The organism is Kitasatospora sp. cg17-2, from assembly GCF_054031055.1.
This window is the reverse complement of record NZ_CM132923.1, coordinates 8914693-8927540: the sequence shown is the minus strand read 5'-3', so window position 1 is coordinate 8927540 and position 12848 is coordinate 8914693. Positions and strand designations below refer to the sequence as shown.

Sequence of the window (12848 nt, the reverse complement as noted above, 5' to 3'; positions counted from 1 at the left end):
TGCGTGTGCGTCAGCCCTACCGGCACCGGGTCGTACTGACACCGCGTCGGGACGCGCCGTCCGGCCGCACCTCCTCCCGCCCCGCTTCCTCCCGCCGTACCCCGTCCCGCCGAAGGCCCGGCGCGAGCAGCACGGTGACGGCCAGCGAGACGGCGGCCGTCCCCGCCATCGCGGTGGCGGCCGAGGTCAGTTCGGCGAACGCGCCCGCCGCCGCCGCGCCGACCCCCTGCATCGCCAGCATGCCGGAACCGTGCAGGCCGAGCGCCTGCCCGCTCAGCTCGGGCGGCGTCAGCGCGACCAGCCGTTCCTGGAGCAGCAGCCCCGCCCCGTACCCGACGGTGGCCACCGCGACCAGCGCCGCCGCCACCGGCAGGCCCGGCTCCAGCGCGAACCCCAGGTACGGTGCGGCCAGCAGCACGCACAGCGGCACGGCCAGCCGCTCCCGCCGGTGCGCGGGCAGCACCCGGCCGACCAGGACGTCCCCGACCAGCATGCCCAGCGCGCCGACGGCGAACAGCAGGCCCGCCGCGTCCGGCCGGTAGGGCACGTAGAGCGCCTCGACGCCCACGACCAGCCCGTTCGGCACCCACAGCGCGAGGTACACGGACCGGCGCGGAGCGGAGGACCACAGCCGGGCGTTGGCCCGCCGGGTCGCGGCGGCCGACGGCCGCCCGGCGGCCCGGGGCGGGCGCCGACGCAGCCCGGTGCGCGCCGCACCGGCGGACAGCAGATGCAGGGCGGCGGCCGTGAGCAGCGCGCCGGACGGCGTGAGGGCGGCGACCAGCGCGCCACCGATCGCGAAGCCGCCGATCTGGACCGGGCCGGACGCCAGGCCCAGCGCGGAGCGGCCCAGCAGATAGCCGTCCCGGCCCAGCAGTTCGTGCAGCAGCCCGTAGCGCACTCCGCCGCCCGCCGCGCCCGCCACCCCGAGGGCGAGCAGCACCGGCACCAGCGCCCAGGGCGGCAGACCGGGCACCGCCTGGACGGCCGTGCCGAGGCCCAGCAGCACGCCGAGGCCGGTCAGGGCGGCGCGCGGCGGGAGCCGGTCGGCGGCCGACAGGACCGTGGCCGCGCCGAGCAGTTGGGCGAACGCCGGACCGAACATGGCGAGGGCCGCCAGCAGCGGCGAGTCCGTCCGCCGGAACACCAGCACGCCGAGCGCGAGTCCGGCGACGGTCTGGGCCGCCGTCTGGGCGGCGGAGAACAGGAACAGCGCGGTGAACTCGCGCCGGCGGAACAACTCCCGGTAGGTGCGCATGCGGCGGAGTCTTTCCGGCCCGGGCGGCGGCGCGTCAGCTTTTCGCCGACGCGCGAAAGCCGGATCCCGGAGTACGGGGTGATGCGGACAGAACGGTGGGACGTCGATGCCGACCCGTGGACGGTGATCGAGCCGCTGCCGCCCGCGGATCGGCGACGTCCGTGCAGGTGACGGTCGGCCGCACGGGTGGTGCGAGGATGCCGGAGTGGAAACCCAGGACGAGCTTGCGATGCTGCTCGATTCACTCGCGGTCGGTCGGCACGTGTGTGCCGGCTACGGTCCGGCAGCGAACGTGCCCATCGCCGATCGCGTGTTCGCGCTGGCCGAGCAGGCCGAGCAGGCCGAGCAGGCCCACAACGACTGGTCGGTCGAGCACGGCACGGGACCGATCTCCGCGCCGGAGGTCGCCGCGGTGCTCGACCGGGTGAACCGTTGGGAGGCAATCGAGATGATGGCCGGCATGGCGGCCGTCGATCTCGTCCGCTCCGCCCGGTTCCAGGACAGGGACGGCGCGCACCGGGCTGCCGTCCGCGTGGCGGAGATCCTCGGCGAAGAGGCCGACTGGGTCACCAACCGGGAGGGTTTCTGGGCCTCCGGCGGCCAGTGGAGTCCCGTGACTCGCCACGGCATCGACGTCGTCGTCGCCGGCGCGAACGACGAGTTCTTCTCGGTGCTGCTCGCGTTCGGCGACGACTGAGGCTCACGGATGCGGCCGGGATCTCCCGACGGCTACGCAGTCGGCGGGACCGGTCCCGGTGAACGAACGCCGAGGCACAGCAGACGATCGGGAGGCGACGGGCATGGGCTGGTGGCGGCTGGACGCGGACACGCTCGCGGGGAGCCGGTTCGTGCTGTCCCCGCTGGCCGAGACGGTCGCCGCGCTGAAGACCCTGCACGGAGGCACGGGCGCCCACCCCGGCGAGCGGCGGTGGCTGGCGACCGCGCTCCCCCGCTACCGGGAGCGGCTGGCCGCCGACCCGGTCGCCGCCGCGCTCGTCCGGACGGCGCTGGGTCCGCGCTGGAACGCGACCTTCCTCACGCCGACACCGGGGACGCCGGCACCAGGGACGCCGGCACCGCGGCCCCCGGCACCGGGGACACCCCCGCCCGGGGCGGCCGCGCCGCTGCCGGACGCGGCGGCGCTGTTCGCCCGGGAGCTGGCGGAGGTCCGGGCGACGCCCCCGGCCGTCGTGCGGGCCGACCTGGCCGAGACGCTGGGCGCCCACGACGACTCGGCCCTGCCGCCGCCCCTGCTGCGGCACGAGGACCTCGCCGGGAGCGCGGCCGGGCTGCTGTCCTGGGTGTGGACGGAGACCGTCGAACCGGACTGGGCACGCCGTCGGCGGATCATCGAGGCCGACATCCTGGCCCGCACCGCCGCCCTCGGCTCGGGCGGCTGGGCGCAGGCGCTGGGCGACCTGCGGCCGGGGATGCGCTGGCTCGGCGGCGACGGCCTGCGGACCGGCGCCGAACCCGCCGCCGAATCGCGTGAACTCACCGCCGCCGAGCTGCTGTTCGTGCCGGTCACGCCGGGGCAGAGTTGGCTCTGCTGGGACATGCCGCCGGTCGACGGGCGGCGGGTGCGACCCGGCCGCCGGTACGCGGTGGTGTACCCGTGCTCGGGCGTGCTGGCCGACGGGGCCGGACCTCCGGTGCCGGAGGCGCTGGCCGCGCTGCTGGGGCGGGGCCGGGCCGAGTTGCTCGTCGCACTCGGCACCCCGAAGACCACCAGTCAGCTGGTGGCGCTGACCGGCCTCCCGCTGGGGTCGGTCGGCCGCCATCTGCGGATCCTGCGCGAGGCCGGACTCGTCCTGCGCCGCCGGGCGGGCCGTTCGGTGCTCTACCACCGCACGGCGGCGGGCCAGGTGCTGCTGGACGCGGTGCCCGGGGCTGAGGCTCCCGGCTCGGCCGCTTCAACGAGTTCAGCGGGTTACTGAAGGCTGTCCGACCGCGTTTCAGCCGCGGCGGTCGGCGCGACCGGGGGCGGGGTGAGGGCTCCGACAACGGCTCCGCCCACCGTGGCGGCCAAGGCGCAGAGGAACGCCTGGTCGGAGGCCTGCGACCAGGCCGACAGTCCGTGCGCTGCCCACCGCAGGTAGGGCACCAGTGCCAACACCGCGACGACCGCCCCGCCCGCCGTCAGGGGGAGCAACCGGCTTCCCGACCGGTCGGGGCCGTGCCGGAGGGCCCAGAGCATCGGGAGCAGCGGCACCGTCACCACGCCCGCCACCAGCACGCCGGGCACCTGCCACAGCAGGTCTCCGCCGCAGAGCCAGGCCGCCTGCCACACCCAGTACAGGCAGAGTCCCTGACGGAGCAACAGGAACCACAGCTCCCAGATCCGCCCGGCCGGGGCAGTGGTGCGCAACAGCCAGACCGCCGCGACCGCCAGTACACCGGCGAACCCGGCGGCCACTGCCACCGGTAGCCCGAGGGGCCAGTGCCGGGGCGGCGCGGACACGGGCAGGGCCACGAGAACGGGGTAGTCCCTGAGTGTCCACACCCCGTCCGGCGTTCCGAGCACCAGACCGGCCCCCGGATAGTTCGCGATCACCGCCCAACTCTTGGGCGTGGCGGCTACGAGCAGTTGGGCGCGGCCGACGACCGGTGCGGCGGACGGGGGCTGCGGAACGGCGGAGGTGGACTCCGCCGGAGGTCCGCCCGGTGTCGCAGCCGGTTCCGACGGCAGCGGCCGGCGGCGGCGCCACCCGGGATCGAAGGCGAGCTGCCAGGTCAGACCACCGTCCTCACTGGCCTCGATCGGGGAGGCGTCGTCGCGGAGCCGGAAGCACCGCAGGCGCTCGGGGGCCACGCACAGGCGGTCGTCGCCCCGGATACCGGTCCGCTCCTCGGCCTGGTCGTCGGCCCGCTCGAAACGGTTGAAGGAGCCCGGTGCCACCGGGACCCAGTTCCGGCCGCCGTCCCGCGTCGTCCACCAGCTCTCGAAGGTCTCCAGCATCGGTTGGGATCCGTGGGACCACAGCCCGGGCGCCCGGTCGGGGGACGGCTCGGCCGACGTCGCCACCATCGCGACGACAGCCAGCGGGACCGCGACGGCAGCCGCCGCCGTACGCCACCACCGCCGTGCGGCAGGCGGTCCCGGTGCCACACGCAATCCCTGAACCGCGCGCGAGCGCCGCCACAGCCACCAGGAGACCCACAGCGCCGGGAGCGCCACCAGGTCGCTCCGGTCGCCCTGGATCCGGCTCGGCACCCCGCTCCACGACCACACCGCCGAGGCGACCTCGCCGCCCCACGGTCCGGACTTCGCGAAGGCGAACATCGCGCCCGTCACCGCCAGCCCCGCGAGCGCGGGGCGGTCCCCGCGCAGCCGCAGCACCGGTATCGGCGACAGCACCAGGGTCAGCAGCAGTGCCAGGACCACTGGTGACACCAGCATCCACGCCAGGTCGCTGACCTTCCCGGTCACCGCGCCCGGCCACAGCCGTTTGCCCACATGGTCGTTGAACAGCAGTACCGCCACCGCGGCCAGTGTCCCCGGATGCCCCGCCCAGCGGACGACCGCCCGCAGGGCTCCCCACTCCCCCGCCCCTCGCATGCCCCGCAGCCTCCCCCCGTCGGGGGCCGCGTACGCCGGGGGCGGGTAACGGTTCGCGCTCGATGGGCGCCGCCGGCCGAGGGGAGAGAGGTGGGTCAGAGCACTGCGAGCCGGTCGACGAGCAGGTCCACCCTGGGTCCGGTGTGCTCCGGCGGCAGCCGCCCCGCGCGGGTCAGGGTGGCCAGCCCGTGCAGGGACGCCCAGAACGTCTCGGTGAACAGGGCCGGGTGGACGCCGTCCCCGGCGACTTCGCCGAGGGTCTCCAGCAGCGCGGCGAAGGCGTCCTTCAGCGGCGCGGGGGTGTCCTCGCGGGCGAAGGCCAGGCCACCGTCGAGCTGGAACATGGCGTCGTAGACCGCCGGGTTGCGGTCCGCGAAGTCGAGGTAGGCGAGGGCGAGAGCGGTGACCCGGGCGCGGGGGCCGTGCGCGGCAGCGGCGGCGGTGGCGGCCCGGAGCGCCGCGGCCATCTCGGCGGCCCCTTCCAGGGCGACGGCGCCGATGATCTCGCGCTTGCCGCGGAAATGGCTGTAGAGGACGGGTTGGCTGTACTCGATGCGCTCGGCGAGCCGGCGGGTGGTGACCGCGTCCCAACCCTGCTGCTCGGCGAGTTCGCGGGCCGTGGCCACGATGAGCCGCGCCCGGTCCGCCCGTTCGCGCTGCTTGCGTTCCTGTACCGACATAGGTCGATCCTAGCACTGCTAGACAATCGAGCGGCAGTAGGTCTAGCGTTGCCTCAACAGCTAGCAGCGCTAGATCCCAGGAGGGGTCATCATGCTCAACGCACTTGAGGTCTTCACCACCGTGGTCGTCGGAGTGATGGTGGGCGTGGAGTTCTGTGTCGCCTTCGTCGTCAACCCGATCCTCGGCGGGCTGCCCGAGGACGCCGGCCAGCTCGGCCGCGCGCACGGCGGCCGGATGCTCGGCGCGCTGATGCCGGTCTGGTACATCACCTCTGTCGCGCTGAGCGCGGTCTGGGCCGTCGCCGGCCGGCACCACCCCGGCGCCGGCCTGGTCGTGGTCGCCGCCGGCCTGCTGGTCCTGAGCGTGCTGATGTCGGTCCTGCTGCTCGTCCCGATCAACAACCGGAGCAAGACGTGGACGCCCGAGAACCGGCCCGCGGACTGGAAGGAGCAGCAGAACCGCTGGGACCGCTACCACTACGCCCGGGTCGCCGTCATCGTCGCCGCCTTCGCCCTGCTGGCCACGGCCCTCGCCTGAGCCCGCGGTCTGCGGTCTGCGGTCTGCGGGCCGCAGCGCGGGCGACGGCGCCGGACCCTCCTACGCCTCCTCGGCCGCGCGGCGGGCCTCCCTGACCCGGGCGGCCAGGTCGGCGGCGGGGAGGCGGCGCAGGGTGGTGCCGTGGCGGGCCGCCAGGGCGTCGGCCGGGTCCGGGGAGGACTCGACCACGTCCAGCACCAGCATGCAGTGGCCGTCCTCCACCTCCTCGCTCAGGACGATCAGCCCGGCGCCGCCCTCCTTGTCGCGCCAGGTCTCGGCGGCGTTGCCGAGCGCCGTCCCGGCCATCCAGCCCAGCAGGACGCCGATCGGGCCGCCGAGCACCCCGGCGAGTCCGCCGACCACGCCCGCGCCGACCGTCGGCGCGCCGGCGCCGCGGACCTGGCTGGCCGGGAAGTCCAGGGTGCCGTCCGCCTCGCGCTCGACGATCGCGGACTGCCGCAGGCCCGGCAGGTGCGCGGCCTCGTCGAAGGCGGCGCGGCAGGCGGCGCTGTCGGTGAAGTCGAGCAGCAGGACGTGGTGGTTCTCGCTCATGGTCGCGACGGCTCCTCGCTCGGGGGTGGGGCACCGGGGCGGCCGGAGGCGCCCGTCGGGGCGACCACCGGGAACGACCGCTGGGAACGACCGCCGGGGGCACCCGTCGAGGAGGCCTGCCGGGACGCCCCGGGACCAGTCCAGCATCGTCCGGGGCGGGGCCGCCCGCCACCGTCCGTGGGCCTACCGGGCCCGCCGGGGCCGTCCGGGGCGCACCCGGAGAGCGGCCGGGTCAGTCGGCGGGGAGGGTGCGGCGCACGGTCCCCTTGCTGTCCGCCAGCAGGTAGCCGCTGTTGTGGTACTCGTTGGACAGGTAGACCCGGATGCACTGATAGCCGTCGGACCACATGTCGATCAGCAGGTAACGACTGGTCGGGTTGGGGACGTTGAGGGTCTCGTTGGCCTTCTTCAGCAGGGCCGGGACAGTGTCCCAGTCGTACTGCGCCAGGTCGACCGTCTTCTCCTTGGCCATCGACCCACCGGGGCGCTTGGCGATATTGCCGTTGCGGTAGTCGTACCAGTCGTATCCGCGGCCGTCGGCCGTGGGGACCTGGGCGCTCGCGTACTCCGGGTAGACGGCGAGCTGCTTGACCTTGGTGGTGCCGCTCTGCGCGGTGATCGCGGCGACGACGGTGCGCACGCCGTCCGGGGTGAGCAGGTCCTTGGCCGGTGCGGTGGTCTTCGGCGCGCTCGGCGAGGGCTTCGCCGTGGGGGCGGCGGAGGCGGTCGTGTCCGGGTCGGTGGGCGCGGCGGTTCCGGTCGAGGCCGGGGGGCCGCCCGGGTCGGCGGGCGCGTTCGTCCCCTTGGGGGCGGAGCCCGCTCCGGTGTTGCCGCCGGTGCCGCTCGAACCGTCCGGCCGGAGGTTCCAGACCAGCACGCTCGTCAGGGCCATGCCCGCGACGGCAAGGGTCACGGTGGCGCCGGTGCGGCGGCGGGTGGGCGGCGGCGGGGGCGCGGTGGGTCCGGTGGCGCCCAGGTACTGGGTGCCGGTGCCGCCGAAGTGCCCTCCGCCGGTGGCGGGTTCACCACCGTAGGCGGGGTTCGGGGTGGGGAAGCCGGTCTGCGGGGAGCCGAAGACGGGGTTCGGCGTACCGAAGGCGGGGTTCGGGGTGCCGTAACCAGGATTCGGCGTACCGAAAGCGGGGTTCGGCGTACCGAAGGCCGCCGTGGGCTCCGGGCCGACCGGCGGACGGGCGGAGTCCAGGAAGGTGGGCTGCCAGGACGGCTGCCCCGCCCCGACCGGACCGGCGCCCGCCTCGGCGGCGGCGAGGACCTGGTCGAGCTGCGCGGCGTCCGGCCGCACCGCCGGGTTGCGGGCCAGCACGGCGGCCAGCACCGGTCCCAGCGAACCGGAACGGGTCGGCGGCGGCAGCGGCTCGTCCAGGACGGCCGCGAGGGTGGCCAGTGTGGTGCCGCGGCGCAGCGGGTGGTGGCCCTCGACGGCGACGTACAGCAGCATGCCGAGCGACCACAGGTCGGAGGACGGGTTGCCCTCCTCGCCGCGTATCCGCTCCGGGGCGATGTACTCGGGCGAGCCGATCAGCGCGCCGGTGGCGGTGAGCGCGGTGTTGGCGTCCTGCATCGCGGCGATGCCGAAGTCGGTGAGGACGGGCGTGCCGTCGGCGCGCAGCAGGACGTTGCCGGGCTTGACGTCGCGGTGCTGGATGCCGGCCGCGTGGGCGGCGCACAGCGCGGAGAGCACCCCTCGGCCGATCCGGGCGGCCTCCGGGACGGTGAGCGGGCCGCGGGCGATCCGGTCGGCGAGGCTGCCGCCGCTCACCAGCTCCATGACCAACCAGGGGTGGGGGTGGTCGGGGGTGTCGACGATGTGGTGGATCACCGCGACGTTCGGGTGCTGGAGGCGGGCGAGCGAGCGGGCCTCGCGCAGGACCCGCTCGCGCAGTTCGTGGGCGGCCTCGGGGTTGGCCGCGGCCATCGCCGGGTCCGGCGGCCGGACCTCCTTGAGTGCGACCTCGCGGTGCAGCATGGTGTCACGGGCGCGCCAGACCAGGCCCATGCCGCCGCCACCGAGGCGTTCCAGCAGTTCGAAGCGGTTGTCGATGAGCCGTGTCTCCGGCCCCCCAGTGTTCATGGCCGCCATCGTAGGGGCCGCCGACCACAACGGGCCGACCGGCCGGGGTGGCCGAACGGTCCGTGGACGCCCGGTCCTTGTCCGGTCCGGGGCCGGGCCGGGAGCGCGGAGGTGGACGCGGCGGGCGAGGAGGACGGGGCGGGCCCCCGGAGGGCACGGGCCGCAGGGTGATGTGCACCCGCCCGAGCGAGCCGGAGCGGCCTTACGGGTGGCCGTGGGCGCGCGCGGTCGGCTGCCGCCGGATCGGCTCGTTGTGCCCGGTATGCCTGCACACCTCGGAAGGGTCAGCTGGACCGCGCTCTCCCTTCTGATCCTCGTCCTCCCGGCGACGGCCGCCGGGACCGACCACCCCCCGCCGCCGGAGCGGCACGCCGGACCGCCGCCGCAGAACGCCCCGCGCGGCTGGGTGGTCACCGTGAACGCCGCCAATGTGCGGCGCGAGCACTCGGTCGACGACGCGGTGCTGGGCCTCGCCCACTGCGGGGAGCGGGTGGAGATCGTCGACACCTGGATCTCCCCGCTCGGGACGCGCTGGAGCCGGGTCGTCGTGGTGCGCAGCGGACTGACGGGGTGGGTGCTCTGGTCGCTGCTGGGCCACCCGGCCCCGCCCGGGCACCCCGCCGCGGTGTGCCCGACTCCCCCGCCGGGCGAGCAACGGTGAACGGGGGGAAGGGGGCGGCCCCCGGGGTCCGGGGGCGGGCTACGGGGCGCGGCGCGCGGGAGGCGGACGGACGCGGGTGCGCCGCGCCGCCGCGCTCCCGGCCCTCCGGGGCGGACCGGCGGCGGGCGTTCCGCGGCGGAGCTCTGCGGGTAGGGGCAGCCGGGAGCGCCCGGCGCGGCCGGGCAGGCACCGCGGACGGACGGAGGCGACCCGCATCGACGTGGGCGGAAGCGGAGCGGACGGGCCGGGAGGAGCCGGCTGTCCCGTGGACGGATTCCCGCGGCCGGCCCTCGGTCCCGGGCGGCGGCCGGAGGGCGCCCCCTGAGGCCCCGGCCCGGTCCGCCCTCCTCCCCGCCCCGTTGAGCCCCCTCGCCCAAGGAGACCTCCAGGTGCACCGTTCCTCCTCTCCCCTGCCGCCGACCGGGACTACCGGCGCGGATCCGTCCGTCGGCCGCGGATCCTTGCCCGACGCGCCCGTGCCCGACGCGCCTGCCCCTGCCCCCGTCACCGTCACCGTGGCTGCCGCGCTGGTGGCCGACACGCTCGGCCGGGTCCTGCTGCTGCGCCGCCCGGACGGCCGCTGGGAGCTGCCGTCCGCCGCCGTACGGCCGGGCGAGGACCCGGCGCGGGGCGCCGTCCGGGCGCTGGCCGAGAGCTGTGGGGTGGCCGGGGTGGCGGAAGGCCGGGTCGGGGTGTTCGAGGACGCCACGGAACCGGCGCTGCGACACGTGTACGGGCTGTCGGCGCACACGCCCGGCGCGCTGGACCGGCTCGCCCTCCCCCGGCACAGCACGCATGCCTGGTTCTTCACGGACAACCTGCCGGGCGTCACCCCCGGGACGGTGCGGTTCCTGCGGGCGCACGGCCCCGCGCGGCCGCATCTGCCGCGACCCCAGTGGCTGGCCACCACCCCGCGCTCGTGGCTGTGCACGGCCGCCGTGGTAACCGCCCCGGACGGGCGGCTGCTGATGGTCAAGCCCCGGGTCCGGGAACCGGACCGGCGGCCTCGGGCCGGTGCCTGGAACTTCCCCGGGGGTGTGCTCGACACCCATGAGGACTCGCCGACCGGGGCGGCCCGCGAGCTGCGCGAGGAGACCGGCCTCGACCGGCCGGCCGGGCCGCTGCTGGCGGTGTTCTGGCGGCACCCCGAGCCGGGGGCGGACCACCCGATCGTCCAGTTCTTCCACGACTTCGGCACCGTCGACCCCGAGGCCGTCCGGCTCGGCTGCCCCGACGGGGAGATCACCGACTGGGCGTGGTTCCGCCCCGACGGCGGGGAGTTGGACGCCGCGGCCGGCGCCGACCGCGCGGACCGGGCCCGGCAGGCGCTGGCCGCCCGCGCCTCCGGCCGCGCCGTCGCCGGCACCTCGCCCGGCCCGGCGCCGACGGTGGGCCCGGAGCCGGCCACGAGCCCGGAGCCCACCGCCGACTGAGCTGACCGCGTCGACCGCCCCCGAAGGTCCCGGCAGGCCCCGCCGACCCACCGCCCGGCCGAGCACGGCGACGGCGGCGTGCCCGAGCGGGCAGTCGCCGGGGCAGCCCGGGGCCGGCCTGTCGTACACGTGCCAAAAGCCGTCAACTCCCCTCCGGAGCAGCGCATTTGGCTCCGTCACCAGCACGGTTCCGACCCCGCCCCGCACCGGGGGCGCTGCCCGTCCGAACGGACCACGCTCCAGGTGCCGGCCGGCCAGGTCGGCTGGGTCGACCGCAACACCCACCTCCAGTCCGCCTCCGGCACCTACGAGCTGCACCACAAGTCGAAGCACTGGGGCCACTACGTCTGGTACGTCAAGAACTTCTCGGGCACCGGACCGGTCCCGCAGGAGGCCGGCGTGGTGTCACCTGGAGCACCCGCAAGTTGACATCCTCCCCGCCCTGAAGGACGGGGATTCCCCTCAGCCTCGCGGCTGAGCCGCTGCGCGTGAGCGCGGCGGTGGGACTACTTCCTGCTTCACCGACGACTGCCCGCCCGGAGTGCTCCGTTGAGGTCTGACACCGTCTCCACAGGCTGCAACCGCCAGTCCGGCGGCCAGGATGTTTCGTGCCGCGTTGACGTCCCGGTCGTGGGTCGTCCCGCAGCCGCACGTCCACTCGCGGACGTTGAGCGGCATCCCGCTCTGCAGGGTGCCGCAGGCCGAGCACAGCTTGGACGAGGGGAACCAGCGGTCCACGACCACGAGCTCGCGTCCGTACCAGTCGGCCTTGTACTCCAGCATGGACCGCAGCTCGGTCCAGGACGCGTCACTGATAGCACGCGACAGCCGCCGGTTCCTGAGCATGTTCCGGACGGTCAGATCCTCGATCACGATCGTTTGGTTCTCACGAACGAGTCGAGTGGTGAGCTTGTGCAGGAAGTCCCTGCGCCGGTCGGCGATCCTCGCGTAAGCCCGCCCGACCCTGAGTCGGGCCTTCGCCCGATTCGAACCGTCGCCCTCGGCCTTGCGGGAGAGGTCCCGCTGGGCCCTGGCGAGGCGTTCCCGGTCCTTGTGCTCGTGCCTCGGGTTGGTGATTTTCTCCCCGGTGGAGAGCGTCACGAGGCTGGTGACACCGGCGTCGATACCCACGGCGGCGTTGACCGGCGTCGGCATGGTCGGTCGGTCGTCGCACAGCATGGAGACGAACCAGCGTCCGGCCGCGTCCTGGGACACGGTCACCGTGGACGGGGAAGCGCCCTGCGGAATCGGTCGCGACCACACGATGTCCAGCGGATCGGTCATCTTCGCCAGGGTCAGCCGGCCGTCCCGGAAGCGGAAGCCGCTGGTGGTGTACTCGGCGGAACGGCGGGACTTCTTCCGGGACTTGAACCTCGGGTACTTCGCCCGCTTCTGCCAGAAGTTGGTGAACGCCCCCTGCAGATGCCGGAGCGTCTGCTGCAACGGCACCGACGACACCTCGTTGAGGTAGGCCAGCTCCTCGGTCTTCTTCCACCCGGTCAGCATCGCGCTGGTCGCGATGTAGCTGACCCGTTCCCGACGCAGCGTCCACGCCTCGGTGCGGGCCGCGAGCGCCATGTTGTAGACCTTACGAACACACCCGAACGTGCGCGACAGCGCGGCCGCCTGCGTATCGGTCGGGTAGAAGCGGTACTTGAACGCCCGCTTCACATGGCACGTGGTCACACTCGCAAACTAGCGTGACCACAACTTAGGACCAAATCATCCGGTCAGAGCACCGCGGCCCGCCTCGATGGCAATCGAGGCTCCCTACCCCGCAACGCCGGAGATCCAATTCCTCCCCGGCTAAAGGCCGAGGTTCACTTGGAGGTTTCCGATGACCACCGCCGAGAAGAACGCCCAGTGCAAGGGCCGGGCCGCCTTCGTCACGGCCGAACCCGGCACCGAGGGTGCGGCCGCTCCGGTCGGCGCGGCCTCCGCCCGATCGGCCGCCACCGTCTCCAGCGGCCGCTGACGCGGGGCACGCCCCACGAGACCGCCCCGCCGCCTTCCCGTCCGGACGCCCCGGTCGGCGCGCACCCAGCGCGCCGGCCGGGGCGTCCGGCATGGGCGCC

General features: G+C 75.0%; 13 protein-coding genes. 7 read left to right on the top strand and 6 right to left on the bottom strand.

What is annotated here, in order from left to right:
* Positions 1-16: 16 nt before the first annotated feature.
* Complete coding sequence (locus ACW14Y_RS37530; protein ID WP_456985004.1) at positions 17-1258, bottom strand: MFS transporter; 1242 nt, start codon at positions 1256-1258, stop codon at positions 17-19.
* Positions 1259-1463: 205 nt separating this feature from the next.
* Between ACW14Y_RS37530 and ACW14Y_RS37525 the strand changes: the two genes are divergently transcribed.
* Both ACW14Y_RS37525 and ACW14Y_RS37520 read left to right on the top strand, forming a co-directional pair.
* Positions 1464-1955 carry a hypothetical protein gene (locus ACW14Y_RS37525; RefSeq protein WP_456985003.1) on the top strand — a complete coding sequence of 164 codons (492 nt, stop codon included), beginning with the start codon at positions 1464-1466 and terminating at the stop codon, positions 1953-1955.
* A 103-nt stretch (positions 1956-2058) separates the two neighbouring features.
* Positions 2059-3195 (top strand): ArsR/SmtB family transcription factor, encoded by a 1137-nt coding sequence (locus tag ACW14Y_RS37520; RefSeq protein WP_456988361.1) that lies wholly within the window; start codon positions 2059-2061, stop codon positions 3193-3195.
* Here the strand turns inward: ACW14Y_RS37520 and ACW14Y_RS37515 are convergent.
* Positions 3189-4817, bottom strand: coding sequence for a hypothetical protein (locus ACW14Y_RS37515; protein ID WP_456985002.1), 1629 nt, complete (start codon positions 4815-4817; stop codon positions 3189-3191). The two genes, ACW14Y_RS37520 and ACW14Y_RS37515, sit on opposite strands and share 7 nt — an antisense overlap.
* Before the next feature lie 95 nt (positions 4818-4912).
* Positions 4913-5497: a TetR/AcrR family transcriptional regulator gene (locus tag ACW14Y_RS37510; protein WP_380301635.1), complete on the bottom strand. Its 585-nt coding sequence runs from the start codon at positions 5495-5497 to the stop codon at positions 4913-4915.
* 91 nt (positions 5498-5588) lie between these two features.
* Here ACW14Y_RS37510 and ACW14Y_RS37505 point away from each other — a divergent pair, with 91 nt between their 5' ends.
* Entirely contained in the window at positions 5589-6035 is a 447-nt protein-coding gene (locus ACW14Y_RS37505) for an anthrone oxygenase family protein (protein WP_380301634.1), read from the top strand.
* A 60-nt stretch (positions 6036-6095) separates the two neighbouring features.
* Here ACW14Y_RS37505 and ACW14Y_RS37500 read toward each other — a convergent pair whose 3' ends face one another.
* Both ACW14Y_RS37500 and ACW14Y_RS37495 read right to left on the bottom strand, forming a co-directional pair.
* Complete coding sequence (locus ACW14Y_RS37500) at positions 6096-6587, bottom strand: histidine kinase (protein WP_380301633.1); 492 nt, start codon at positions 6585-6587, stop codon at positions 6096-6098.
* A 232-nt stretch (positions 6588-6819) separates the two neighbouring features.
* Positions 6820-8679 (bottom strand): protein kinase domain-containing protein, encoded by a 1860-nt coding sequence (locus ACW14Y_RS37495; RefSeq protein WP_456985001.1) that lies wholly within the window; start codon positions 8677-8679, stop codon positions 6820-6822.
* A 262-nt stretch (positions 8680-8941) separates the two neighbouring features.
* Here ACW14Y_RS37495 and ACW14Y_RS37490 point away from each other — a divergent pair, with 262 nt between their 5' ends.
* From ACW14Y_RS37490 to ACW14Y_RS37480, 3 genes are all read left to right on the top strand, one after another.
* Positions 8942-9340: an SH3 domain-containing protein gene (locus tag ACW14Y_RS37490; RefSeq protein WP_380392552.1), complete on the top strand. Its 399-nt coding sequence runs from the start codon at positions 8942-8944 to the stop codon at positions 9338-9340.
* A gap of 476 nt (positions 9341-9816) precedes the next feature.
* Positions 9817-10773, top strand: coding sequence for an NUDIX hydrolase (locus tag ACW14Y_RS37485; RefSeq protein ID WP_456985000.1), 957 nt, complete (start codon positions 9817-9819; stop codon positions 10771-10773).
* 243 nt (positions 10774-11016) lie between these two features.
* The gene (locus tag ACW14Y_RS37480) at positions 11017-11202 is read left to right on the top strand and encodes a hypothetical protein (RefSeq protein ID WP_456984999.1); all 186 of its coding nucleotides are present in this window, start codon (positions 11017-11019) and stop codon (positions 11200-11202) included.
* 33 nt (positions 11203-11235) lie between these two features.
* Here the strand turns inward: ACW14Y_RS37480 and ACW14Y_RS37475 are convergent, their stop codons facing one another.
* On the bottom strand, positions 11236-12459 hold the full coding sequence (locus ACW14Y_RS37475; RefSeq protein WP_380395294.1) for an RNA-guided endonuclease InsQ/TnpB family protein: 1224 nt from the start codon (positions 12457-12459) through the stop codon (positions 11236-11238).
* Positions 12460-12610: 151 nt separating this feature from the next.
* Here ACW14Y_RS37475 and ACW14Y_RS37470 point away from each other — a divergent pair, with 151 nt between their 5' ends.
* Positions 12611-12748 (top strand): hypothetical protein, encoded by a 138-nt coding sequence (locus tag ACW14Y_RS37470; protein ID WP_380301623.1) that lies wholly within the window; start codon positions 12611-12613, stop codon positions 12746-12748.
* Positions 12749-12848 lie beyond the last annotated feature (100 nt).